The organism is Clostridium sp., assembly GCF_050717535.1.
Lineage (GTDB): Bacteria > Bacillota > Clostridia > Clostridiales > Clostridiaceae > Clostridium_AD.
Genome location: NZ_JBOITM010000071.1, coordinates 80830 through 107400, shown reverse-complemented (window position 1 = coordinate 107400; position 26571 = coordinate 80830). Strand labels below are relative to the sequence as shown.

The window sequence follows — 26571 nt, the reverse complement described above, 5'->3', positions numbered from 1 at the left end:
ACTATATTTACAGTAATATTCGTAACTCTACCCAGCGCTATTGATTCTAGTTCATCTAGTAAATATCTTCTATGACCTTTTGGTGTTTTATAACTTTTAAGTATCCCTTCTTTGTCCCACACTCTCAAGTTTTAGAAGTTACTCCTAAAACTTGAGAAGCTTTTGTTATACTTACATATTCATGCATATATAATCACCTATATTCTACTATTAGGTTAACCAATAATAGTATTTTTATGTATATAAATGTTATTAAATGTTAATATATATTATAGCTGCTTATACCTCCTTTAGGCTTATTTTAATAGTATTATACATCTTCTAAACTTATATTCCAATATCACTTTCAAAACAAATTTTTTACCATATAAGTTTAAACTAAACTTTATCTATTACTTACCATACACCAAAAAAAGCAAAAAAATAGAAGCTAATTACCCATATATTAATCCCGATGGGGTTAGCCTCTATTTTTCAATAAATTTTTCTTTCAATAAATTTCTCCTAACAATTTCCCGCTCATAAAATCAATTCTAATTTTGTTGATATCAAACTCTTAAGGTTTAATTGGTACGGGTAACTTTTAATTTTTTCTTATTTATGCTGATTCAGCAGTTCTTAAATAATTCTTCTAACAATAAAAATAGTTTAGTTCGTTATAGTCGGTGCAACCACCCCGCTTTCATTTAAAATAAAAGTTTTTTTAATATTATTAATTTTTGGGCCACACCCTTTCTTTTTTAAGATTTTTTTACTGTTTTTTAATATTTTGATAAACACTCTGAATTGAAAGCTTTCTTCTTTGTGTAATTTTAGTATACAAGCCTTCTTAAAATTTGTCAATATCTATTACTAATTAATATTGTGAATAATTAGTGAATAATTCATAATAAACGAATTATTTTGACAATTAAAGTACAAGAGACACTAAAGCAATTATGATAAATGCTATAAACACCTCATGAAGACCTGAATTTACAGATAGCTTTACCTGATTCATGCTCACTCCACTGCTTAAAGTTGACTTAGAATACAAATTGTCTGGTTGTATGCCCTTTATTCCTAAATCATTAAAATATTTGACTATATTAGTATTTAAAATACTTCCAAAAATACTTACACCTATAGTTTGTCCTAGTGTACGCAATAGCGAATTTGCTGCTGTAGCTGCCCCCTTTTTGCTATACCCCACAGACTCTTGTATTATTATTGTTAATGTAGTAAATGCTCCACCAAAACCTAATCCCATAATAAGCCCATAAACAATAACTGATATTAATTGAGATTCAATATTCAAGGTAGATAGTAATCCACAACTAATAAGCAAAATTAAAGTGGATATACCAATTACTATTTTTTCACCATATTCATGAAATATTTTCTATTAAAAATCCGCCTAAAAAAGGTCCAGTTAAACTTGCTATTCCCCATACTGTACTTAACCAGCCTTGAACTTTTGGTCTTTCTTCTAATGTAAAAATATCACCTATTATCGTATATGTAACTGTAAATATTGCTCCTGATCCCAGTCCTTGAAGTGCTCTAAAAGCTATAATAAAAAAGAAAAAATGTACTATTTATCTTTATTTTTTTCATTATCAATGAGCGTTTGTTGTGCTTTTAAATACCTCTGATAATCAGTTTCCCACTTTTCAAATTCAACATCAGTACGATGATCAGTTAAAGTATAGTTTTCTTCTAAAAACCCTCCCAAACTGGAAGTTACTTTTTCAGAACCAGAAATATTTAAATGACCTGTATTAAACATGTCTGTTTTAAAATTAAAACCAAGTTCATCTGTCATTTTGTTATAATTAATGAAGGGAATGTTATTATTTTTTGAAATTTCTGCTACCTTATTAAACATCTTAGCAGGTTCTGTCTCCCAGTGATCTGATGTATCGGTGCTATTATAATCATGAGGGGTAGCGGTGAAAATCAATTTAAACCCTTCTTTTTTAGATAAAGCAATAATTTTATTCAAATATTCTTCAGGCTTTGGTAAAAGGTCCACCGTTCCTGTCTCTAAAGTATCTGAAGTGTTCTCTTTCCCATACTCAACAATACCCGCATCAAATCCCTTTTCATAATAAGCATTTGCTGGATCAAACTCAAAATCATTTTTTGTTAACTCTTTCCAACGGTCATGATATTTGAAAATTGGGAATAAATAATTGATCCATTGATCTCGTGGTGTGCAGTTAATAATAGCATCTAGTTTATTGAAGGAAAACTTTACACTATCCAAAGCATTTCTTACATATCCCTCAGCCCCAAATTCGTCAGTTAATCCTAAATAATATAAATCTACTACTACAATTGGATTTTTATGATATTTTATAACATCCTTTAGTATATAATAAGTAACATCTATTGGTTGACCGCCAGTAGCATAATTAAAGCTTGTTATACCATATTTATTCCATAGCACATTAGGACTTATTCCACTATTCATATGGCTAGAACCCAATAATACAACATCCAGTTGGTCTTCTGTATTACCATATATTCCTCCTAATAGTTTCTCACGATGATTTGTTTTTATAATAAAGATGGAATTAAGGGCCATAATAATTACTAGCAATATAACAGCAAAACTACACCCTTTTAAAAAAGCTTTTTTAACCATGGAAAGTCCTCCTAAAATTGTGAATAAATAAACTGTTGCATACTAAATCCTGGTCCATACATTCCAAAAACTAAGATAACTAGAACTGCAACTAAATATATAACCCATCTAAACATTATATTTTGTTTAGATAGTTGAACTTGTAAATTTATTTTTCTTTGCATCATATCTACTATTATAACTAAAACTAACCCAATAATTACAATCAAAAAATCTTTTGAACCCAATCCTAATTTAAATATAGAACCATCTGTAAGTATCCAAGGGTTAAAATAAAAAGAATTTTTAATTATTGTTATAGCACTTAAAAACGAAGTAGCTCTAAAAAATATCCATGCAAAATTTACAAGTATAAAAATTATTATCATTTGACCTAACTTATAACTAAATACTTCTGTTTTAATCTTAAAAGTTTTTATTGTCTTTTCTTTTATTGGTTTAAGAAGATATGCTGAAATCTGATAAAATCCATGAAGCCCGCCCCAGATAATAAAATTTGTGGTAGCTCCGTGCCATAATCCGCTTACTATGAAAACAATCATAATATTATAATAAGTTCTTAATTTACCACGCCTATTACCACCTAGTGGAAAATATAAATAATCCTTAAACCAACTAGTGAGCGAAATGTGCCAACGACTCCAAAATTGTCTTATTGATCTTGATAAGTAAGGTTGTTTAAAATTATTAGTTACTTTAAAACCTAAAACCTGCGCTGCTCCTCTTGCTATATCTGAATAGGACATGAAATCGCAGTAAATCTGAAAAGTAAAAAATACCGTTGCTATTATGGTTGCAAACCCTTTATAATTGTTAGGATTGCTATAAACAGTATTAACAAGTACTGCTAATCTATCTGCTACTACTAGTTTTACAAAAGTACCCCATAACATTAACAAAAGACCATATTTAACTCTATTATAATCAAAAGTGTGTTTTTCATCAAACTGGTGTAACATATTCTTAGATTTTTCAATAGGTCCAGAAACCACTGTGGGAAAGAATGATAAAAAAAGTGCAAACTTTCCTATGTTTTTCTGCGCAACCACATCTTTTCTATAAACATCTACAAGATAACTTATGGCTTGAAGGGTATAGAATGATATCCCTAAGGGTAATAAATATCTAAAATATGGCATATGAAATGATATATTGAATATATTTAGTATTCGTGTTAAACTGGCATTTAAAAAATTATAATATTTAAATAAAAGTAAAATACCTAAATTGCTAGATAAACTTGCAAAAACCCAGAACCTCTTCAATTTCGTTGATTTTTTTTCATTACTTATTTTATTTGCATTTTCTATTAATAATCCACTTATATATGTAATTACAGTAGATATTGCTATAAATATTGCATATTTAGGGTTTATACTCATATAAAAAAAATAACTGCATATTAGCAACCAAAACCATTGAAATTTATATGGAATAATAAAATATATAATAGAGATAATTGTAAAAAACATTAAAAAATTTATTGATATAAATTGCATCCATTTACCTTCTTTCTTTTGTTAATGATATTTATAGACATAATCCTACAAATTATATTAGCTTTATTATTATAACAATAAATGTATTATAACTACAAGTGTATTAAATTTACAATTGTTAATTAAGATTTATTTTCATGCAAAAAAAATAACACTAGCTATAAGCCAGTGCTAACCTTTAACATCTAATTTATAAGGGGCTTATAGGGGCATTCCTATGTTATTATAATAAACTTTTTATGTGACAGTAAGATGTCAAATATGATAATGAATTATGAACAAAATCTTAGATTTTGTATACTTCTACCCATAATTTTCAAAAACTTTTTTTGCAAATTAATTTATCAGATATCAAAAAAAATAAGAGTGTTGATGAAAACATAGTTTTCATCAACACTCTTATAAGCTATATGTTGTATATGCTATATAATATTAGATAAAATAATCTAATTAAGCCTCAACTACAGGTTCAGTAGCAACAACAGGTTCTTCAATAACTTCTTCTTCTTCTTCTTCAACTACTTCTTTAATTGGAATTATAGCTGCATATATTTGATCTTCTTCATCAGTGACTTTTATTTTATCATCTAAATCAAAGTCTTTTATTGTAATTGTATCTCCAAGTACTTTATTTGATACATCAACACTTACTGAATCAGGCATTAAAGCCATATTTCCAAAAACATCTATTTCAGATTTATGAACTTGCAATTGAAGTAGATTATCTAGAACATTCTCTTCACCCTTAAAAATAATAGGTAATTGTAATTTTATTTCATGATCTGTAGAAACAATTTGTATGTCTATATGGTTAATTTTTGCTGATACAGGATGTCTTTGAATTTCTTTTACAAATCCAAATTTCTTGTCTTCTCCGTATTTAACCCATACTTTCGCATTAGAACCATGTTTTCCAAGAATCTTTTTTAGAGGTAATAATTCGAACTTTACAGATATTGGTTTTTCAACATCGCCATAAATTACACCTGCAATAAAACCCTCTTCGTTAAATTTTTTCTTTCCTGGAACTCTTTCAAATGCATCTAAAATAACTTTTTCCATAATAATACGCTCCTCTTGGCTTATAAAGCCATTCTTTGGCTTATAAAGCCCTTTTGCTTACTCTTTTGCATACATATGTTACCAATAATAATTTTCATACTATATTATATTCTTTTATAAATAAATGAAAAACCAGCTTTATTACTCAAAAGGTAACATTAGTAATTAAAACATACTCCTATTATAGCACATATTTGCAAACAGAGGTTATTCATTATTTTATGAGTTTTGTATTACAATTATACCAGTAGCATAAAAAACGCTTCAATTAATTCTTTTTAACTGATATAATCATATATATACATATTGATTGGAGGAATTACATTGATTCGATATAAGAAAATACCTTATATACAGCTTATCCCTATGATTATAATTACTTTTGTTCTTTTTAGAATAGTAAATAACATTGAATATATAGGTTCAATATTCAATAAAATTTGTTCTTTACTTACTTATTTTATTTGGGGATTTTTTATAGCTTATTTACTTAATCCACTTATGGTGTATATTGAAAAGGAAACAAAAATAAAAAGAATTTATTGCATAGGCATAATTTATACATTATTTATAGGTCTAATATTCACAATAATATTTTTGGTCACTCCTAATCTTATTAAAAGTGCAGTAGATTTATTTGATAATATTCCTGAATTTGCAGATAAATCGTATAAATGGTCTACTAATATTTTATCTGAAAATAATCTATTAAACAAATTCGATATTACCTCTTATTTAAAAAAATATCTTACCACTTTCAATAAAGACATATCCACATATTTTGCACCAGGTTTACAAATTATAATTGATTACCTCATGGGTTTAAGTTCTTTGTTTTTCAAATTTATGTCTGGAATAGTAATTTCTATTTACTACTTAATTGATAAGGAATCCATTATATTTAATTTTAAAAAGCTGATTTATTCCATTTTAAATGAAACACATTCTCATAAATTAATTAATTTTGGAAAAATAGTTAACACTACTTTCAAAAAATATTTTATTGGAAAAATAATAGATTCTATTATTTTTGCTACTATTACTTTCATTGGGTTTATGGTATTAAAAATTCCTTACGCACTACCCTTTAGTTTAGTAATCGGGGTAACAAATATGATTCCTTACTTTGGAAACATCATGGGAATGATACCAGCTGCTATAATAACATTATTCTTTAGTCCCATAAAGTCTATAGAGTTAATACTATTTGTTGTAACCTTAAGTAATATTGATGGATGGTTCATACAACCAAAAATTATTGGAGATAAGGTTGGAATTAGTCCACTTCTTATAATACTCGGAATTGTTCTGGGTGGAGGACTTTTTGGTATTTTAGGAATGTTACTTGGAGTTCCCACTATAGCCTTAATAAATATCTTATTAGAAGGATTTATGAATAAAAGAACTGAAAACAAACAAATTGAATAAATATAATTTTAATAAAAGGGAAAAAAGTGCGAAATATAAATATTTCGTACTTTTTTCATATCTATCATTTTGTGAAAGAGTACACCCATCTTCCGTAAGTGGGTGGTGAATTTTCACTTGGTGTTAGCCAACTATATTATTATTATTATTATTATTATTTATTTTATTAGCATAATATAATAAAATAAATAGTTATATTTTTATTGTTTTTGTAGAATAATAGTAGTATCAAATATTTTGATAAAGGAGGAGGTTAAAATGCCTAAGAAACCTACTAAAAAAGTATTATTTGGTATTCAAAAACAACAACTTAAACATTTAACAGTTAATCAATATAAAGCTTTAAAAGAATTATGTTTTTTAACTAAAAATATGTATAATGTAGCTTTGTATAATGTTAGACAATACTATTTTAATGAAAAAAAGTTTCTTAGTTATGAAAATAACTATCATAGTTGTAAGACCAATGAGAATTATTTCATGCTTAATTGTAATTCGGCTCAACAAATTATGAAAGTTGTTGATAGAAACTTCAAGTCTTTTTTTTCCTTAATCAAAATGGCTCAAAAGGGTGAGTACCAATACAAAGATATTAAATTACCCCGATATTTACCTAAAGATGGATTTTTTAATCTTATTTTTAGTGAATTTAATACTTCTAAAGAGATATTTTCAGTACCAATGAGTCCTATTTTCAAAAGACTTTATGGCAAAGTTGAAATTAAGATACCGACAAATCTAAAGGGTAAAGTAATTAAAGAAGTTAGAATACTTACTAAAAATAAAGCAAGGTTCTTTGAAATTCAATGGATATATGAAATTCCAGAGTTCAAAGGGAATTTAGATAAAAACAATGCACTTGCTATTGATTTAGGCATAGATAACTTATGTACTTGCACGACTAATAATGGTAAAGCCTTTATACTTGATGGTAAAAAACTTAAATCAATCAATCAATGGGCTAATAAAAAAAGTAGTAGACTTCAATCAATTAAAGATAAGCAAAAGATAGAAAAGACTACTAAAGCTCAAAGAAAGCTATGGGATAAAAGATTCAATAAAGTTAATGATTATCTTAATAAAACCGTAAAAATTATTATTGATTATTGCTTAAACAATAATATAGGTACTATTGTAGTAGGTTATAATTCAACGATTCAGAAAAAGTGCAATTTAGGAAAAATTAACAACCAAAATTTTGTTAATATTCCAATAGGTAATATAAGAGAAAAATTAACTTATCAATGCCAAAGATATAATATTAATTTAATAGAGCAAGAAGAAAGTTATACATCAAAAGCTGACTTTTTGGTAAATGACAATATTCCTGTTTACAATAGTTTTGATAAAAAAGTTCATACCTTTAATGGAAAAAGAATAACTAGAGGACAGTATAAATCAAGCATAGGAATAATATTAAATGCTGATGTTAATGGCTCACTTAATATAATGCGGAAAGCTAATGTAAAAAATATCAAATTAGCTAATAGTGAATACCTAAACCCAGTAAGAATAAAAATAGCTTAAATGTAAGCTGAGAGTAGAAATACTTACAGTGTAGGGCGTACTTGGACACGCCAAAAGGAATAAGGCTACCTAAATTATTAGGTCGAAAGATAAAGCAAACTTCCTTATAAAAAAGAATCCCCCACCTCAGAGTAATCAGGTGGAGGGAGGGTTCAATCTTCCATATATGTAATGTTACCATCAAAAATATAAGTCAAAGAAGTTTTTGTTCCTTCTAATGCATACATCATTTTTTCAATTACAACTTGTTCTTCCTTATTGGTAGTTATAGAAAGTTTATCTTCTTCGTTAACTTCAGACTTTAACCCAAATTCATATATAAAATCATTTATGAGTCTTATCCACTCAGCGGTGTCATTAGACCCCAAGCTTTCCTTCTTCGCGAAATTTTTTAGTGTTTTATCTAATTGTTTTTTTGAAAACATCAATATATTTGCCATTATTTTGCCTCCTAATTCTAGTCTTATTAAAGTATAACACAAAAATTGAACTCACCCAAGGTTAATAGTTACCAATACAGATTCCCAATTATAACATAAAAATGCCATTGTAATTTCAAAATTACAATGGCATTTTCTTTAATTACTATTTAAAACAGAACCCTATAAGATATCTATCTCAACATTTTTTTTCTTAACTCGTCAACATTTTTGTCTATCTTATTATTTTGAAGCATCATGTATAAGTAGACTGGAATACCTACTAACATAAGTATAAACCCATACATTACCACCTGTGAGCCCGTTCCATAAATTGCATATATAGAATATGCAAAAGCAAGTAATGCTACAAAAGAATTCTTTAAAAAATTCCAAATATTAAAATCTATTGAATGTTTCTTTAAAAGCACTATATCTGCTGCTGCCGCAAAAGCATAAGCAGGCAAAAATGCCAATGTAGCAAGCAATAGCATAAAGTTAAAGGCTGCATTTAATGAGCCTACATAGTTTAGTATAAGAAGTATATTCGCTGCAACACCACTTATTACAAGTGAAATAACAGGGGTCTTATATTTTGGATGTACTCTCCCAAATACTTCAGGAAACAATTTGTCCTGAGCAGCCCCAAATGCACTTCTAGCAGTAGTTAGTACCCATCCCGAAGTAGCTCCTAAAGTGGATATTATAGCACCTATCGCTATAAAGTTTCCACCCCAAGTCCCACCAGTTGCTGCGTTAATTATATCTGCAAGAGGTGCTTTTGAACCAGCTAAAGTAGCTTGATCTAGAACACCCATGGCAACTATTGAAACAATTAAATATACGGCTGCTGCGATTAGTGTTCCATATATTGTGCTTTTTCTAATGTTTTTTTCTGGATCTTTAATTTCCCCTGCTGGAACCGTTGCACTTTCAATACCTACAAAAGCCCACAATGCAATTGCAATTGCTGCTGGTAAGGTACCCATTCCTGAAACCTCAGCACTAGAAACTGTACTAAGCATATCAGGGTTAAAGTGCATGCCTGCAATTACTACAAATACCACTAAAGCACTTATTTTTAGTACTGTTGTTACAATACTAACCATTCCTGCTCCTTTGACACCAAGAATATTTACAATTGTGAAAAACCATAACACTGCTGAAGTAATTAAAAATGCCAATACTGGAGTTGTTGCTGCTGGAAAAAAGTAAGTGAAATAAAGCATAAAAGCGGTTATAATAGCGGCATTTCCTACCCAAGCACCTATCCAATAGGTCCATGCAATTAAAAATCCCGCAAAATCACCAAAAGCAGCTCTAGTATATACAATTGGCCCACCTGTTCTTGGCATAGCAGTTCCAAGACTAGCAAAACTTAATGCAATTAGAAGTGATCCAATAGCTGTAATTACCCAAGCAAGCATAGCAGTTTTAGGATTTGATGCGGCAGCTAGAGATGCTGCAGAAGTAAAAATACCTGAACCTATGCAGTTTCCTACAACTATAGCAGTTGCGGCGGCTAGACCAAGCTCCCTCTTTAGCTTCACATTTCCCGAATCATTAACATCATCGATTTTATTCATAATATGCCCTCCTTATTATTGTGCATAAAATATTTTGCTATAGCATTGCAAATAAATGATTGTCCATAAAACTTGCAGACTATAATTAATCATATCTATTTATATATATATATTCCTTAATTCAACATTCTATGTATATTGTATAATTATTTACAATATTATAAAATTAAGTAATTATATAATTATTTAAATATATATTAATATAGCACATTTTTATGAGAAAAACGAGATAATTATTTTATTTTATGAATTTTTTTATCTGACTTATGCATTTATCGTAAATTTCAGGTCATTTATTGAATAGCTTGTTTTTAGGTTCTTGGCCTGCCGTGAAGAAGTGAATCCTGTTCTTGCAATAATTTGTTGTATTTTTAACTCAATATTTAATAAACATTTATAAGAAATTATAGTGCCCATCTGATAGTTTAGCATAAGTAAACTATCAAATGGGCACTATAATTTTTAATAAGGGAAATATATGATGGCATCAAAAAAATACTAGCTATACTAATCATATATTTAGTACAGTCCCTGTATTAGGAAGGAGAATATTTATGAATGAAAAGATTTTTAAAGATACTGAAGACCCCAATGATACTCGGTCTGCAGATGATATATTAAATGACGGTATGTTCAGCCTGTCTAATATATCTAATATGATTAGTGTATCTACTAATCCTAACATGTATATGTCTGGCATTGCTAATTTACCTAATATTAATAGTGACGACCCTTTAAAAGAAAGTCCAGAAGATAAGAAATTCTCGTAAAAAAATAAGATTTAATTTAGAAAACTAGCTATTTTTGCAGAGTCCATTAATGACACATATATTTTTTAATTTTTTAGCAACAAGGATTGGAAGTTTATCTTACAATCCCTGTTGCTAATTTTTTAATTTTTATTTGTCTTATTCTTTAAACAAAATTTATATGATTCTATAATTACTAGTTATTTAGTCTTATTATGTTATAATAACTGTATATAATTTACATAGAATACAGATGCATAATCCTTTCATTAGTAACATAAAAATTTAATTACATTTCACATTAGGTTTAAGAAAGGTGACATTATGAAGAAAAAAACTATTTTTATTTTAATAATTATATTTTTAGTCCTAACCTCTGTATACCTATTTATTCCATATAAGCAACTTATTAATGAGTATATTCTTAACTTCTTCAAACCCAGATTTCAGGTATCTGAAAATTTTTCAAAAGTTGATAACAACAAAAATGGAAAAGCCGACGTGTTAGATATAGTTAATGGAGCTAATAATGAAGTTACAAATAAAACAAAATATATTAGTAATTATTATAGTGGTGGATATCCACCTGAAAATGAAGGTGTATGCACTGATGTGATTTGGAGAGGTTTTAAATCTGCTAACATCAATTTGAAAACTCTTATTGATGAGGATATAAAAAACAATACTAAACTTTATCCTAGAGTGGATGAAAAGCCTGATCCCAATATTGATTTTAGAAGAGTATCTAATCAAGACGTGTTTTTTAGTAGACACTGTCTAAGTTTAACCACTGAAGTTAAATCCAGAAATGATGAAAATTTAAAGCAGTGGCAACCTGGTGATATTGTGGTATTTACAAAGGGATATGAACACATTGTTATTATTTCTGATAAAAGAGATAAAAATGGTATTCCATACGTTATTCATAATACTAAGCCTCATGCTAGTACAATGAAACTTTCTTATTTTACAGCTCCTATACATGCTCATTATAGATGGAAATTCAATTAAATATTTAGCATCAACATTAAACCAACAATAAATTCTAAGAAAAATAATTTTATAGAAACTATTTCTCTATAAATTTTTCAAGATTTTATAGTTGAATAAAGTGCAGCACCTAAAATAATGATACCACCTAAAATTTCTCTTGTGGTTGGCACTTCTCCAATTATAAGTAAGGCAAAGAAAATTCCATATACCGGCTCCAAACTAGAAATAATACCAGCTGTTTGTGTTTTAACATTTTTTAGACCATTAATAAACAATGTGTGAGATATGGCAGTAAAAACAACACCTAATAAAACAAGTAATATTATATCCCTAGGTTTAAATACGGGTTTTATTAAAAACAGAAAAGGAATTAACACAAGTGTAGCCACAAATTGTTCATAAAAAGCAATAACTACACTTGAATATTCTTTCACATATTTTCTATTAAGCATTGAAAGAACTGCGTAAGTAAAACCAGATAAAATTCCCCACAAAACCCCTTGCGTTAAATTATTACCTAACTTAAACTTTGGAACTACAAGCGCTACTCCCAGTAATGTAATGATTGCAATTACAATATCTCGCTTAACAATTTTTTCTTTAAAAAAATAAGGTTCAAGAAAAGTAACAAACACAGGAAATGTAGAAAATATTAAAAGTCCTATTGCTACTGTTGACACCTGAATAGACTTAAAAAAAGCACACCAGTGAATTGCCAATATAAGTCCCATTATTGCTAGGTAAAGATAGTCTTTTTTCTTTTTCAGTTTTATGTCTTTCTTAAGATAAAGTATAAAAATAAATAAAAAAGCACTCGAAAAGAAAACTCTACCAAGTACAATTATCATAGGTGGCAATAAAAGTAATTTCCCGAATATTCCTGACATGCCAAACAAGAAAACCGCAAAGTGAATTTGTGTAAGATTTTTATTTTTTGTATTCATATGCACACCCCTTCTTTGGTTTATTTTTCTTTACTCTCCCACTCCGATCTCAATATCCCATATAAATACATATCATACCTTATGCCATCCCTATGAATAAATTCTCTGTAGACCCCTTCTCTTTTAAAGCCTAATTTCTCATATAATTTTATTGCAGGTTCATTATACTGTAGTACCGTAAGCTGTATTTTATGAAAGTTCAGTTCCTCAAAACCAAACTCCATAGTTAATTTAAGAGCTTCCTTTCCATAACCCTTACCCCTATGTTTTTCTACACCAATCCCTATGTATATTATAGCAGTCCCATTATTCCAAGATATATCTTCAAATCCTGTAACTCCAATAAGTTCATCTTGTTTAAAATTTTTAACAGCGAAAATATAAGCTGTGTTAGATTTTCTTACTTCACTAATTAATTCTTGTACATCTTCAATGCTTTTAGGAATTGCACTTACAATATCATAATAACGCATGAAGGCTACATCGTTATGCCACTTTTGTAATTCCAATATATCTTTCTCATTTATAGAAGTAAGTTTTATTTGTTCTCCAACCAATAAATTTTTCATTCTATTACCTTCCCTCTAATTTATTTAATATTAATAGTCACCTATAATGCTTAAATGTGGTTAAAATACTCTATCCTCAAAAAAATAGATTAGCTGTATGCTAATCTATTTATAATAAATCACTAACTAAACATTTAGAAAAACTAAAAATAAATTTTTTCTCTAATTTATATGGATGATAAGATAATTTAGATTTTCGGAGGCCATCGATTCCTAAGTCCTGTTCCCTATTAATTATCTTAACATCACTAAAACATCTATCAATAAAAGTTTTGTTAATAAAGCTGTACACACCACTATAATTCATATCTCCCTTTTCTATATGAATTACTGCCAAGTTATCATTTAATTTTTCACCTAAACTAAATGCAACTATTTTTCCATCTACATAAACAGCTATGCCTTTACTCTTTATAATTTGTATATTTTTTAGAACATCTTTTATTCCCTGCAATTCATAATAAAGCATATTATCGTCATCATCATTGCCTTCATACCAATTTTCTGCTGCAACTATTACATCATTTATTATTTCTGTACCCTTAATGTCCTTAACTTCATAATTATAACTTTTTATAAAAGAATTGTAATGATTCTTTTTGCCATGGAGCTTCTTGCCTGAAAGCTTTATAAGCTTTTCAGCCTCATATAAATAATCAAAATTATCTCTATCTTCTTTTATACAAATATCCGTAACATCATCATATATGTCACTTATTTCTTCCATAAACCCTTCATCAAGATCCTTAAATAAATAATCCATATTATTTTCTGACTTATAAACCATTAGTGCATCTATTATTTCTTTAAGATTTTCTTTCTTGTAACCCAACGGTTGCATAAAATAGTATCTTCCTTCAAAATCCGTTTTCTTTATTATTAGAGCGCCCTTATGAATAGTAAAACAAATATCACAAGCCTCTCTCCATATATATAAAGTTGTAAAAGAATATTCACAACTTAGGAATTTATACGGATATATAAACTGCTCCAATGTATTCTTGTCCTCTATTGTAAGTCTTTTAAAAATCATCATATCAACCTTTCCCCTTAGGATATACCATAAATATTATCATATTTTTACATTCATCTATTATTTTATACTGCTTGTTTGTTTTTTGCAAGTAGATACTTATATGAACCATAGTTACAAAATAGATACCATCAAATGAAAACATTTCTTAATTTTTTTTCTGTGTTTATATTAACCAATTTCAGAAAAATATATACCGAATTTCATATTTGCTTAGTTCTAATATGGTTTATTAATATGTTATCATATTATTCATATAATATGATATGGTGCTATGATATAATTTTATTATATTAATCAATATAAAGCTGGGCTTACTTGCCCTTGATTTTTAAATTTCCTAGGAGGTGACGTATATTTGAACAATATTTCTCTTATTTTAGCTTTTTCAGCAGGACTACTTTCTTTTTTGTCTCCCTGCGTTTTACAACTAGTTCCAGCCTACATTAGTTATTTAACCGGGACAGCTATTAGTGAATTAGATGATAAAAAAGCTAAATTAAATGTATTATATAAATCTTTCGGTTTTGTTATAGGATTTTCTATTATTTTCATTTTGATGGGAGCTTCAATAACCACCCTTGGCAAACTCTTGATTAAAAATCAAAACACTTTCAGAAAAATTGGTGGTTCTTTAATGATAGTATTCGGTCTTCACACACTAGGGTTATTAAAAATCAAACTACTTTATAGAGAAAAAAGATTCTTTTCTTTTAGTAAAGGTGGTGGTAAGTTTGGCTCTGTGTTTATGGGAATGGCCTTCGCTGCCGGTTGGACACCCTGCATAGGCCCTATTTTATCCTCCATTCTTATATATGCTAGCAGTTTTGAAACCATAGGAAAAGGTGTCCTTCTGCTTTCCGTATATTCACTAGGTCTTGCTGTCCCTTTTATATTGACCGCCCTTGCTATCGGTAGTTTTACAAAACACAAAAATACAATTTCAAAATATTTGCCTGTAATATCAACTATTAGTGGAATACTATTAGTTACAATGGGCATTTTGATTTTCACAAATAAAGTGAATATTTTAAGTAAATATTTAAATTTTTTTAACTTTTAGCTATATTTCAAATGCCAATGTTTCTACTTATATAAGTGGGCATAATAATTTAATGGGAGGATTAATTATGAAAAAAATAATTTGGCCCTTAGTAGTTGTTTTAGTATTTGGCATAAGTATTTATACCGTAACTAATTATAACAAAAACAAAGCTAAGGATTTAAACGCAACTACCAAAGAGAATTCCACAACTAATACTACAAAACCAAGTACAAGTTCCACTACTGAAAATGCTACTACAGGCACTGACTCTTCTACTGTAAAAAGTCTTGAGAATGATAAGATTCCTGCCCTGGATTTCAAACTAAAAGATTTAGATGGTAAGGAAGTATCCCTTAGTGATTTTAAAGGAAAAAAAGTATTTCTAAACTTTTGGGCAAGTTGGTGCCCTCCTTGCAAAGGCGAAATGCCTGATATTGAAAAATTATACATCGAAACAAAGGACACTGATTTAGTTATATTAGCCGTAAACTTGGGTGAGAACAATTCCACTGCAAAATCCTTTATGGAAAAGAATAAATATAACTTTACTGTTTTATTGGATTCAGACCAGAGTATAGCATCACAATACAATATCGGTGGTATTCCAACTACCTTCTTTATTGATAAGGAAGGTAATATTGTAAACTCTACAGAGGGCGGCCTGACACTAGAACAAATGAAAGATAATATTAGCAAATTATAATTTCACTCAACAGACTCTGTAAAAGCCCACTGAAAATTTTCAGTGGCTTTTCATTTAGCTTAAGGTTTACTATACAATAGAGCTATTTATATATATCTGAGAACTCTATTGATAAATTTTCTTCATAGTTTGTTTCAAATACTTCTTTATTTTTAAGGTTATTGTCTTCTTGCGTGGCATCAACTATTCTAACTGGCAGTGTTATAATAAATTCACTGCCCTCTCCCTCTATACTGTTTGCATGAATTTGCCCACCATGCATTTCAACAAGAGACTTTACCAAAGCCAGCCCTATCCCACTACCTTCATTCTGCCTTGATGTAGATTTATCAATTTGAGCAAAACGTTCAAAAATAAACTTTAGCTTATCTTTGGGAATTCCTATACCTGTGTCCTTTACGTGTATTTCAACAAAATCACCTTTATCATAAACATTAACGAAAATGGTTCCATTTTTCTCAGTAAATTTAACTGCATTTGATAGTAAATTTAACATAATCCTTTCAACCTTTTCTTCATCAAAAGCAATCGTTTTTTCTTCCACATCAGTATCAAATATAAGACTTATGCCATGATTTTTTATATACTCTGCTACAGACTGGGATATTTCCTCTACAACATAAACTATATCTCCATTTTTTAATTGAAGGCTTATATAATGTGATTCAATTTTAGTTGTGTCTATTATATTATTTATAAGTCTAAGTAACCTTAGTGAATTTTGATTCATTATATTAATATAATATTTAATCCTTTCCTCACCTAACACTCTTGACCCATCAAGTGATTTTAATAACTGTATTGTACTACAAATTACATTTAATGGAGTTCTAAGTTCATGGGACAAATTGGCAAAAAACTCTGTTTTCACCTTATCATAAGCTAAAAGTTTTTCAACTTGCTTACTACTTTCAGCACTTTTAATACTAAGATCTTTTACTTGGTTTTGAGCAATCCCTAGTTCATTCACTAGTAACAATGCTTCCTCTACTGAATGCTTTAAAGTTATCAAAGTATTTATTCTACATAGTAGCTCATGCATATTAAAGGGTTTCCTTAGATAATCATTTGCACCACACTCAAATGAAATAACTAAGTGCTCTAAATTATTATCTGCGGTCATAATTAACACTGGCAATTCGAAAATGGATTGTTTTTTTCTAATAATCTCACATACTTTATAACCCATAATATCTGGCATCATCATATCAAGAATTACTAAATCGAAATTTTCATTTTCTTCTACCAGCCTCAATGCCTCTGTGCCGGAAGAAGCTTCTAACACTTTAAAAGTATCCTTGGATAAATAATTTTTTAACACCTTACGATTCACATATTCATCATCCACTATTAAAATATTATACTTATCTTTACTATTTGAATTCATATTTTCGTTATTAAGTTTTGCACCGTACTCTGGGTAAATGCTAACTAAATTAGGTTTCAACTCTAGATGCTTGGAATACTCATCTACTCCTTCTCCACCCTTTTCATCATAGTTACTTTCCTGTGTATTTCTCTCCATGTCCTCGTCAGTACATAAGGGAACAGTAAAAATAAATTTACTCCCTTTCCCAATAACTGAGGAAACCACTATAGTGCCACCTTGTATTTGAATAAGTTCTTTAGTTACATAAAGTCCTACCCCAGTACCACCATATTTTTCAGGAATTCCATCCACTTGCTCATATCTATCGAAAATTTTATGAAACTTGTGCTGTGGAATTCCTATTCCTGTGTCTGTAACACTTATTTCCAAAAATGAATTCTTAATGACATAGGATAATGTTATGGTTCCTTCATGTGTAAACTTTATAGCATTACCCAATAAGTTATAAAGAATTTGCTGTATCCTATCTTGGTCACCAAATACATAAGGTGCATTTTTGTCTATTTTATTGATAAATATAATATTTTTATTGTTTAGAGATTTCCGACTAAATTTCATTACCATTTCTACCATATTACTTATGTTAACAGGTTTCCTATGCAATATAATTTCGTTATTTTTAAGTTTAGAAAATGTCCTCATATCATTAACCAAATTAGATAATCTCTTAGCACTAGAGTTTATTAAAAATAAATCTTCCCTTAGTTCTAGGTCTAAACTACCACCTTTATTATTCACTATTCCTTCAGTTAATCCGATAATTCCATTCAATGGAGTCTTTAACTCATGAGAAGTCACAGCAAGAAAATCATCTTTTAAGTTATTTAAAGACTTAAGTTTGGCACTAATATTTTCCACACTGGAAAGTTCATTAGCTTGACGTTTTGCTAAAACATAATAATTTACAATAATAAATATTAATATGCCAAGCGATGCAAAAGAATCAGTGAATATAATACTGTATTCATATAAAATATCATTAATTCTAGTAATAAACAGTGCAAATAAACCTGCCAAAACCACATAGTCAGTTTGCTCTCTCCTTATATAAAATTTTGAAATTTTATACATCATATATAAAATAGATAAAAGCGCAAATGATTCAAAGGGTACTATATAATATAAATAATATCTAACTGGAATAAAAATCACAATTAAAGAATATGCCAAAGCTATATAGTTAGATGTTTTAACAAATTTACGTGATATTATTTTTTTATAGGATTTATCTATAAACAAAATAATAAAGGGAATGTAAGCATAAAAAGTCCATATTTTTATTTTTGAGGAAAATATATAATCTAAATTTGATAATAATGAAATTAAGAACCCTTCGCCAATAAACAATGTTCTAATAGAAATTATTATGCAAACCATCGCAAAATATAATTGAGCCTTATCTTTTTTTCTATTAATGAACACTCCAAAACTATATATAGCAGCCATAATACTACATCCTAAAATAAATAAACTTAAAGCTATTTTTTTTTCTCTCATAGCTATAATTTCTTTTGATTTTCCTAATACTAGTGTATCTATATATCCATATTTGTTATAAAAATTACTAACTCGAAGGATTAAATAGGCTTCTCCATTCTCTTCATAAAATGAACCAATAGATGGTGCTAATTGTGGTGTCATTTCATTTTTATCTTTGCCAACTGTTCCAACAGAGGTTATTAATTTATTATCAGCCCAGAGTTCATATGCATTTTGTATGAACTCTATCTTTACTGAATAAAGATCCTCTTCATTATCCATAAGTAGTTTCAATCGATATGTACAATAGCCCTGCTTACCAAAAATACCTGGTAAATACTCATATGTAACATTCTGGGGATCTTCACTTTTAAAATCCTTAGGTAAAAGTAGCTTATTATCATAAAACTCCCATACTCCATTAAGTTTTATCATGCCATCCTTTTTAAAATCCCAATTTCTTAAGTCCAATACCCCTTTCACTGCCAAGGGGACTTTTTTATCCGTATGACTAATTTCACTACTTCCTTTAATCATTGTAATAAGTATGATTAAAGTTATAGATAGTAAAATAAATATTTTACTTTTATATGACTTAATTTTTACCATGGATTAGCTCCTTTTTGAATTGTACTTATAGTAAGTTTTAAAGTTATATACTTACATATATAATAACATATAATTTTGCATATTAAAGATTATATATAAATAGCAGCATAAATATTGTACCTATATATACAATATAATACAATTGCTTTAAATATTAATGTTTATTTCATTTGAAACTCCCTCATTTTATGGTATAATTTCTCTAGGTTATATCTTAAGGAGTGTGAACATATTATGGACCCCGTTGGTACGTGGCAAATTATAGCTTTAGTAATTTTATTGGGTTTTTCAGCATTTTTTTCTGCTTCTGAAACTGCACTTATGACTTTAAGCAAAATTAGATTAAGGCATATGGTAGATTCAGATATTAAAGGTGCTGCACTAATTAATAAATTACTTAAAAACCCAAGCAAACTCTTAGGTGGTATTTTAGTAGGAAATAACATCTCCAATATTGGCGCTTCTGCACTAGCAACATCCTTGGCAATTAAGTATTTAGGAGCATCAGGGGTTGCTATTGCAACAGCTATAATGACGGTTCTTGTACTAATTTTTGCAGAAATAACACCAAAATCATTAGCGGCACAAAATTCCGAAAAAGTTTCTTTAAAAATCGCTCGACCAATAAGTCTAATTACCTTCATTTTGAATCCACTTATTATAGTATTAATTTTTATAACAAATATTTTTATAAAAATACTAGGTGGAGAAGTCGATAAGCAAAAGCCCTTTATTACAGAAGAAGAATTAAAAACTATGGTCAGTGTAAGTCATGAAGAAGGGGTTTTAGAAGGCGAAGAGAAGCAAATGATCTATAATGTATTTGAATTTGGAGATTCACAAGCAAAAGATGTTATGACTCCAAGAACTGATATGATTGTAGCAAATATAAACTCAACTTATGAAGAACTTATTAAAATTTTCAAGGAAGAACAATTTTCTAGACTTCCTATATTTCAAGATACTATTGATAATATTATTGGAGTTTTATACCTTAAGGATTTAATTTTCTTTGAAGATGAAATAGAAAAATTCACTATAGAGAAACATATGCGCATACCTTATTTTACCTATGAATTTAAAAGCACAGTGGATTTGTTTGCAGACATGCGTTTAAAACGAGTACCTATAGCAATTTTATTAGATGAATATGGTGGCACTGCTGGACTTGTCACAATTGAAGATTTAGTAGAAGAAATTGTTGGAGATTTAGACGATGAATACGATGATGATACAGATCAAATTGAGGTTGTCAAAGAAGATGAATTTATTGTAGCTGGTAATACAAGAATAAATATGGTTAATGAAATGATAGGCCTCAATATAGAATCAGATGATTTTGATACTATAGGTGGTTTCGTTACAGGAATCCATGGACGACTTCCAAAGACAGGCGAGACAATAACTTATAATAATACAAAATTCATTATACAAAACACAAGTAAAAATCGTATAGTAAAACTAAAAATTATAACTTAATATAATTAAAGAAGTACATAAAGCATAATGCTTATGTACTTTTTTAATAGAAAAAATAATGTTATGCAATTTATGTTCATTACAAAATCTTTCTTGGAATTTGACCTTTTATTTTCTTTTCTATAGCATCCAAAAAATATTTATCCTTTGCAGCTGCAAATAAATATGTATATCCTTCTTCACCGGCTCTTCCAGTTCTTCCTATACGGTGTATATATGCTTCAGCAGTTTCAGGCATGTCGTAGTTATAAACATGACTAACTCCATTTATATCAAGCCCTCTAGCTGCTACATCTGTGGCAATTAGATACTGAATATCACAGTGTTTAAATTCTTTCATTATTTTTTCTCTTTTTGATTGAGTTATATCAGAATGCAATTTTTTACAATTGTAACCTTTTTTATACAGAGCCATTTCTAAATCATCAACTCTTCTTTTAGTTCTACAAAAGATAATAGCCATAAATGGATTATCCTGATCCAGTACCGTGCATAAATCTTCTTGTTTTGTTCTATCCGTAGTCTCTATTAAGAACTGCTTTATGTTTGTAAGTGTTGTTTCTTTTTTCTTAATTATTATTTCTATAGGTTCCTTCATATACTTGTATGCCATTTTTTTTACATCCGAACCCATTGTTGCTGAAAAACATAGTGTCTGTCTATTTTTTGGTGTTTTAGAAATAATATCTTCAATATCATTTTTAAACCCCATAAGGAGCATCTGATCTGCCTCATCTATTACAAAGGTCTTAAGCTTATCAAGTTCTATTGTACCTCGCCTAAGATGATCTAGTAACCTTCCTGGTGTTGCAATGACTAAGTGAATATTTCCTTTTAGCTTTTTTAGCTGTGAACCTATATCCTTGCCACCATAGGCTGCCAAGATATTTAAGTTTTTGCCTACTGCAAGTTTTTTAGCTTCTTCAGTTATCTGTATTGCAAGTTCTCTTGTAGGTGTAACTATTAATCCTTGAATTGTATTTATATCAGCCGACATATTATCAAACATTGGAAGTAAAAATGCAAGGGTTTTTCCCGTTCCTGTTTGCGCTTCAGCTATAATATCTTTACCATTTTTTATCAATTGAATACTTTGTTCTTGAACTGGAGTTGGCTCACTTATCCCTTGAATTTTGAGCATTTCTAAAATATCATCATTAAGACCTAGCTTTTTAAATTTTATCATTGTTATTTACCCTTCTATTTTAAACATATTTTAATCAGTTTATTATACCATTGGTTCCACCCAAGTGGCAAGTGGCATTAAAAAAATCAGCTGACCAATTAATTATTCAATGGATTAGCTGATTTACTATGTACTTTGATTATGTCTTATTAAAGTAGCACCTACAACTAGTGATAATATCATTGCTTTAATTTTCATAAGAATACCCATTTCATTTTTATAATTCTTTTGTATTAATATCCATATTTATTCTTCCATCTTTTATCTCTATTATCCTGTCCGTTTTTTCAGCTATCCTTCTATCATGAGTAATAATTATAAAAGTTGTCTTAAATCTTGAATTTATATCTCTAAGTATGGTGTAGATATTCTCAGTTGATTGCGAATCTAAGTTCCCAGTTGGCTCATCTGCAAGTATTATTTTAGGATTATTGATTAAAGCTCTTGCAATAGCAGTTCTTTGCTGCTGTCCTCCAGACATATTAATTGCTAAATTATCTTTTACGTTATAAATCCCCACCAAATTCATGAATTCCTCAGCTCTCTCAATGATTTCCTTAGAGGGCTTTGGATTATTCATCATATATGGAATAAGTATATTTTCTTTAGCAGTAAATTCTGGCAGTAAATAATGAAATTGAAAAACAAAGCCTATAGCTTTATTACGAAGCATAGCTAATGCATTCTTTTTCATTTTATCTGTTCTTTTCCCATCAATATAAACCTCACCACTAGTTGGTTTATCTAAGGTCCCCATAATATTTAGCAGTGTACTTTTACCACTTCCTGATTGGCCTATTATAGAATTGAACGAGCCTTCTTCAAAACTCAAATTCGCATCAAATAGCACCTGTGTCTTTACTGCTGATCCATAAATTTTATTTATATTACTTAATGTAATAATATTAGCCATTCTTAATCACCTCAATTGGTTCTAGTTTTGACGAGCTTCTTGCTGGTATAAGAGCAGCTATGGATGCTGAAACTACTGCTATTGACCCTGATATTGCAATAAACTTATAATCTAAATAAAGTGGTATTATAGATGTCCCATCAGGATTCACAGCAAATTTAGTGAAAACCACCATTAGTGTAATTCCAAAAATTATTCCAAGAATTGCTCCTACAATACCCAGTAAAAACCCCTCATACAAGAAAATTTTGCTGGCATCTCTATCTTTTATACCCATAGCTTTAAGTATTCCAATTTGTTTAGATTTTTGAACTACCGTTACGGTAAGCACACTTGCAATTCCAAGTGTTACAGATATAAGCACAAAAATTTGAATCATTAAACTTGAAACACTTTGTCCATTAAGTCCACCGAGTAATTCTTCATTTTGGGCTTTCCAATTATCAACTTTTATATTAGTATCGGATAATTTATCTTTTACTAATAATGCAATTTCATCTGCTTTGAAGACATCTTTTGAATTTAATTGCATTTCTATAGAGGTTATTTTATTGTTAAACCCAAATATACTCTGGGAGGTTTTAAGCTTTGTTATTATCCATGATTTATTAATACTAGCTATTTTAAAATCATAAAACCCACTTACAATAAGAGAATTGACTTCTCCACTTGGAGTAATTAACGATATCCTATTGTGAATTTTCAAATTCAATTCCTTTTGCAAATCCTTGCCTATTAATATTTCGGATGATTTTTCAGGAATATTACCTTCATAGATTTTAGATTTTATATTATATAATTCCTTTTCCTGATCTAAGGTTAATCCTCGTACAATTACTGGAGCAGTTTTATCTTTATATTTTAAAAATGCAGATGAATCAGCCGCAGGCGATATTTTTTCTATTCTGGAATCTGTCTCTTTTATTTGGGATATCTTCTCTTCCCAATTTTTTATTGTTTTATCATCTCTAGTAGATGTAACAGTAATTTGAGAAGAATTCCCTATAGTTTTATCTATAAGACTCTTTTGCAATCCTTGTATAAGTGAGCCTATAAAAATTTGTACCGATACTCCAATGGCTATACCTGTAGTTATTAGAATTGTTTGTCCCTTACTGGACTTTAAAAATCTTACAGCAATTTTAAATGGTAACTTCATTTTGATTCTCCTTTTGCAATTTTTTTATGTCATCGAAATTATCTATAACCATATCTGCATTGCTATTTTTAAGAGCTGCAGGATTATTTCTAAAAGAATGACCTCTGTCTCCAATAGTTTTTTTCAACAAATAATCTATATTATCAAATCACATATATTACACGTTTATATCTTAACACATCTTTTTTAATTTTACATATGTTCAAAAAAATATTTTCTTTAAACAAGTGCCACCCACATGGCAAGTGGCATCCATTTTTTAGGATAAATTAAATAAGAACTAGTAAAGTGATGTTGTACACTTTGCTAGTTCTATGTATTATTCTAAAAAATATTATTCTATGGTTCAGTTATCAAAAGAGTTATTAGCTATTTAGTACTTTTAAAAAAATCTGATAATATCTCTTTTTCCCCACCAGAAAAATCATACAAGTTAAGTTCTCTTTCAGTAATCCACTTAATTTGATTTATGTCTTTGTGCTTAGTTATATAGTGTTTTAACTTTCCAGTATAAACTAGCGAAATATCTCCATTGCCCTCATCTAAAATGTATTCTTTAAATGGCATCATATCAAATATAGTGCAATTTAAATCCTTATCTATTGCTTTAGAAATGCATTTTTCTGTAGTCTCTTTACCTTTCATCTCTTTACCAAAAATACCCCATACTATTGGTGATTTCTTTTTTCCCCTTGCAGCGATGAGTACTCCATTAAAATCATCACAAATTATTATTGAACATTTTACAATTTGCCCCATATTATTTTCCCCCCAACATAAATTTATCACTTTCCTTATTTTTCTAAAAGCTCATATAATACATAAAAATATTATATGACACATCTATACAAATAACAAGTCAGAACTTTATACACAATACATGTATACTCTTTTATTATGTGTCAATAATTGTAATGTGTGTTCCAACTTGAAAGGAGTAGATTGATGAAAAATAATATTAATTTATGCAATAATGAAACTCTAATAAAAGAATATATAGAGAGAGGAAAAGGACTTTTTAATGATGGAGAGGTTGAAAAAGCATTCAAAGACTTTAATAAGGCCATTTTCTTAAATAAAGAGTATCCAGAAGTTTATCTTGTCAAATGTCAATCTCTTATTGAAATGTATGAAGTGGAAGAAGCAAAAAAATGCATAAAAACATATTTAAACTTACTTCCTGGTGATCCAAAAGGTTACTGGAAATTAATTGATATTAACGATTTAACTGGTGACTTTGATAAATGCGTCTATTATTGTGAAAAGCTTCTAGAAATTGATGAATCAAATTGCACCATACATTTAAAAAAAGCAGAGTTCTTAACTCTTCTTAATGATTTTAGAAAAGCTTTAGCATGCTATGATAATTGCCTGAAATTAATTCCTGATTTTTATGATGCATTATGCGGCAAAGCTAGCGCATTACTCTCATTACATAGTAAAAAAGAAGCTCTTGAAATATATTCTAAAGCCATTGAAATTGATTTAGATAAAAGTGCTGCATATTTTGGAATGTCTGAAGTATATATGGCACTAGGAAATAGTGTAGCTGCATTGCGATTTGCAGAAAAAGCCTACAAAATAGAACCTAATAATGAATGGTATAAATGTCACTATACAGTTTTAAAAAATATGAATATAGGTACTAAGTAGTAAAATGCTCCTGCTTTATAAGCAGGAGCATTTTACTACTTGCATGTTCTTATTATTTCTTGTATTTTCCTTAAATGATTATCATAGTCAGCTACAACAGCCTCTACTTCTTTCATTAGACTAGTATCCAAATCCTTATTCTCCTCTATAAACTTTTCTCCTTGGGTTATCCCCATTTCTATAGCAGCTATAGCATTCTGGCACACTTCCAAATCAGTATTTACAGATATAAGTTTAATTTTTTCGAAAAATTCTGCCATGGTACCCATTATTCCAAGAGTATCCGCTGCATTGCCACCTAGCATTTCTATCCTGTTGGTAACAGCTTCTTCATGACTTTTAAAAGATTCTATAATCTTTACTAACTCATTTTTAAGCTCTGGATTTTTAGCTTTACGGAGATAATCTTTAAAGGTAGTACCTCCCATGTGTATACCTTTTAAGAATTTGTTCATTTCTATTACGTTATTCATACTCTCACCTCAAGTTTATTGTGAGCATTTGTTAATTACATTAT

25 protein-coding genes are annotated in these 26571 nt (G+C 29.0%); 8 read left to right on the top strand and 17 right to left on the bottom strand.

The window, feature by feature from the left end; translation table 11 throughout:
• Nucleotides 1–910: 910 nt before the first annotated feature.
• The 5 genes from ACREVU_RS12765 to ACREVU_RS12745 form a co-directional block, all read right to left on the bottom strand.
• On the bottom strand, nt 911–1327 hold the full coding sequence (locus tag ACREVU_RS12765; protein ID WP_431551977.1) for an MFS transporter: 417 nt from the start codon (nt 1325–1327) through the stop codon (nt 911–913).
• A gap of 40 nt (nt 1328–1367) precedes the next feature.
• The gene (locus ACREVU_RS12760) at nt 1368–1514 is read right to left on the bottom strand and encodes an MFS transporter (protein ID WP_431551980.1); all 147 of its coding nucleotides are present in this window, start codon (nt 1512–1514) and stop codon (nt 1368–1370) included.
• Nucleotides 1515–1573: 59 nt separating this feature from the next.
• A complete protein-coding gene (locus tag ACREVU_RS12755; RefSeq protein ID WP_431551976.1) occupies nt 1574–2629 on the bottom strand; it encodes a hypothetical protein in 1056 nt (351 codons plus the stop codon).
• Between the two features lie 11 nt (nt 2630–2640).
• The gene (locus tag ACREVU_RS12750) at nt 2641–4011 is read right to left on the bottom strand and encodes an MBOAT family O-acyltransferase (RefSeq protein WP_431551975.1); all 1371 of its coding nucleotides are present in this window, start codon (nt 4009–4011) and stop codon (nt 2641–2643) included.
• Between the two features lie 567 nt (nt 4012–4578).
• Complete coding sequence (locus tag ACREVU_RS12745) at nt 4579–5190, bottom strand: 50S ribosomal protein L25 (protein ID WP_431551974.1); 612 nt, start codon at nt 5188–5190, stop codon at nt 4579–4581.
• 324 nt (nt 5191–5514) lie between these two features.
• Here ACREVU_RS12745 and ACREVU_RS12740 point away from each other — a divergent pair, with 324 nt between their 5' ends.
• Nucleotides 5515–6618 carry an AI-2E family transporter gene (locus ACREVU_RS12740; RefSeq protein ID WP_431551973.1) on the top strand — a complete coding sequence of 368 codons (1104 nt, stop codon included), beginning with the start codon at nt 5515–5517 and terminating at the stop codon, nt 6616–6618.
• Between the two features lie 258 nt (nt 6619–6876).
• On the top strand, nt 6877–8145 hold the full coding sequence (locus tag ACREVU_RS12735; protein WP_431551972.1) for an RNA-guided endonuclease InsQ/TnpB family protein: 1269 nt from the start codon (nt 6877–6879) through the stop codon (nt 8143–8145).
• A 152-nt stretch (nt 8146–8297) separates the two neighbouring features.
• On the opposite strand, the gene ACREVU_RS12730 is transcribed toward ACREVU_RS12735, so the two are convergent.
• Complete coding sequence (locus ACREVU_RS12730) at nt 8298–8585, bottom strand: hypothetical protein (RefSeq protein ID WP_431551971.1); 288 nt, start codon at nt 8583–8585, stop codon at nt 8298–8300.
• Nucleotides 8586–8758: 173 nt separating this feature from the next.
• Nucleotides 8759–10150, bottom strand: a complete 1392-nt coding sequence (locus ACREVU_RS12725; RefSeq protein WP_431551970.1) for an amino acid permease — start codon at nt 10148–10150, stop codon at nt 8759–8761.
• 554 nt (nt 10151–10704) lie between these two features.
• Between ACREVU_RS12725 and ACREVU_RS12720 the strand changes: the two genes are divergently transcribed.
• Nucleotides 10705–10920, top strand: coding sequence for a hypothetical protein (locus tag ACREVU_RS12720; RefSeq protein ID WP_431551969.1), 216 nt, complete (start codon nt 10705–10707; stop codon nt 10918–10920).
• Nucleotides 10921–11223: 303 nt separating this feature from the next.
• Nucleotides 11224–11910 carry a DUF1287 domain-containing protein gene (locus ACREVU_RS12715; RefSeq protein WP_431551968.1) on the top strand — a complete coding sequence of 229 codons (687 nt, stop codon included), beginning with the start codon at nt 11224–11226 and terminating at the stop codon, nt 11908–11910.
• A gap of 77 nt (nt 11911–11987) precedes the next feature.
• Here the strand turns inward: ACREVU_RS12715 and ACREVU_RS12710 are convergent, their stop codons facing one another.
• From ACREVU_RS12710 to ACREVU_RS12700, 3 genes are all read right to left on the bottom strand, one after another.
• Complete coding sequence (locus ACREVU_RS12710; RefSeq protein ID WP_431551967.1) at nt 11988–12836, bottom strand: DMT family transporter; 849 nt, start codon at nt 12834–12836, stop codon at nt 11988–11990.
• A 20-nt stretch (nt 12837–12856) separates the two neighbouring features.
• The gene (locus ACREVU_RS12705) at nt 12857–13405 is read right to left on the bottom strand and encodes a GNAT family N-acetyltransferase (protein ID WP_431551966.1); all 549 of its coding nucleotides are present in this window, start codon (nt 13403–13405) and stop codon (nt 12857–12859) included.
• A gap of 109 nt (nt 13406–13514) precedes the next feature.
• Nucleotides 13515–14441: a DUF2156 domain-containing protein gene (locus tag ACREVU_RS12700; protein ID WP_431551965.1), complete on the bottom strand. Its 927-nt coding sequence runs from the start codon at nt 14439–14441 to the stop codon at nt 13515–13517.
• A 355-nt stretch (nt 14442–14796) separates the two neighbouring features.
• Here ACREVU_RS12700 and ACREVU_RS12695 point away from each other — a divergent pair, with 355 nt between their 5' ends.
• Nucleotides 14797–15501 carry a cytochrome c biogenesis CcdA family protein gene (locus ACREVU_RS12695; protein WP_431551964.1) on the top strand — a complete coding sequence of 235 codons (705 nt, stop codon included), beginning with the start codon at nt 14797–14799 and terminating at the stop codon, nt 15499–15501.
• 67 nt (nt 15502–15568) lie between these two features.
• Nucleotides 15569–16186: a TlpA family protein disulfide reductase gene (locus tag ACREVU_RS12690; protein ID WP_431551963.1), complete on the top strand. Its 618-nt coding sequence runs from the start codon at nt 15569–15571 to the stop codon at nt 16184–16186.
• Nucleotides 16187–16268: 82 nt separating this feature from the next.
• On the opposite strand, the gene ACREVU_RS12685 is transcribed toward ACREVU_RS12690, so the two are convergent.
• The gene (locus ACREVU_RS12685; RefSeq protein ID WP_431551962.1) at nt 16269–19664 is read right to left on the bottom strand and encodes an ATP-binding protein; all 3396 of its coding nucleotides are present in this window, start codon (nt 19662–19664) and stop codon (nt 16269–16271) included.
• Nucleotides 19665–19898: 234 nt separating this feature from the next.
• On the opposite strand from ACREVU_RS12685, the gene ACREVU_RS12680 reads away from it, so the two are divergent.
• Nucleotides 19899–21143 (top strand): HlyC/CorC family transporter, encoded by a 1245-nt coding sequence (locus ACREVU_RS12680; RefSeq protein WP_431551961.1) that lies wholly within the window; start codon nt 19899–19901, stop codon nt 21141–21143.
• A 79-nt stretch (nt 21144–21222) separates the two neighbouring features.
• On the opposite strand, the gene ACREVU_RS12675 is transcribed toward ACREVU_RS12680, so the two are convergent.
• From ACREVU_RS12675 to ACREVU_RS12655, 5 genes are all read right to left on the bottom strand, one after another.
• Nucleotides 21223–22329 carry a DEAD/DEAH box helicase gene (locus tag ACREVU_RS12675; protein WP_431551960.1) on the bottom strand — a complete coding sequence of 369 codons (1107 nt, stop codon included), beginning with the start codon at nt 22327–22329 and terminating at the stop codon, nt 21223–21225.
• 217 nt (nt 22330–22546) lie between these two features.
• Entirely contained in the window at nt 22547–23242 is a 696-nt protein-coding gene (locus ACREVU_RS12670) for an ABC transporter ATP-binding protein (protein WP_431551959.1), read from the bottom strand.
• A complete protein-coding gene (locus ACREVU_RS12665; RefSeq protein WP_431551958.1) occupies nt 23235–24401 on the bottom strand; it encodes an ABC transporter permease in 1167 nt (388 codons plus the stop codon). Before ACREVU_RS12665 ends, ACREVU_RS12670 begins: the two co-directional genes overlap by 8 nt.
• Entirely contained in the window at nt 24385–24528 is a 144-nt protein-coding gene (locus tag ACREVU_RS12660) for a hypothetical protein (RefSeq protein ID WP_431551957.1), read from the bottom strand. Before ACREVU_RS12660 ends, ACREVU_RS12665 begins: the two co-directional genes overlap by 17 nt.
• A 242-nt stretch (nt 24529–24770) precedes the next feature.
• Nucleotides 24771–25160 carry an NUDIX hydrolase gene (locus tag ACREVU_RS12655; protein ID WP_431551956.1) on the bottom strand — a complete coding sequence of 130 codons (390 nt, stop codon included), beginning with the start codon at nt 25158–25160 and terminating at the stop codon, nt 24771–24773.
• 186 nt (nt 25161–25346) lie between these two features.
• On the opposite strand from ACREVU_RS12655, the gene ACREVU_RS12650 reads away from it, so the two are divergent.
• Nucleotides 25347–26054: a tetratricopeptide repeat protein gene (locus tag ACREVU_RS12650; protein WP_431551955.1), complete on the top strand. Its 708-nt coding sequence runs from the start codon at nt 25347–25349 to the stop codon at nt 26052–26054.
• Between the two features lie 35 nt (nt 26055–26089).
• On the opposite strand, the gene ACREVU_RS12645 is transcribed toward ACREVU_RS12650, so the two are convergent.
• A complete protein-coding gene (locus ACREVU_RS12645) occupies nt 26090–26527 on the bottom strand; it encodes a DUF2383 domain-containing protein (RefSeq protein WP_431551954.1) in 438 nt (145 codons plus the stop codon).
• Nucleotides 26528–26571 lie beyond the last annotated feature (44 nt).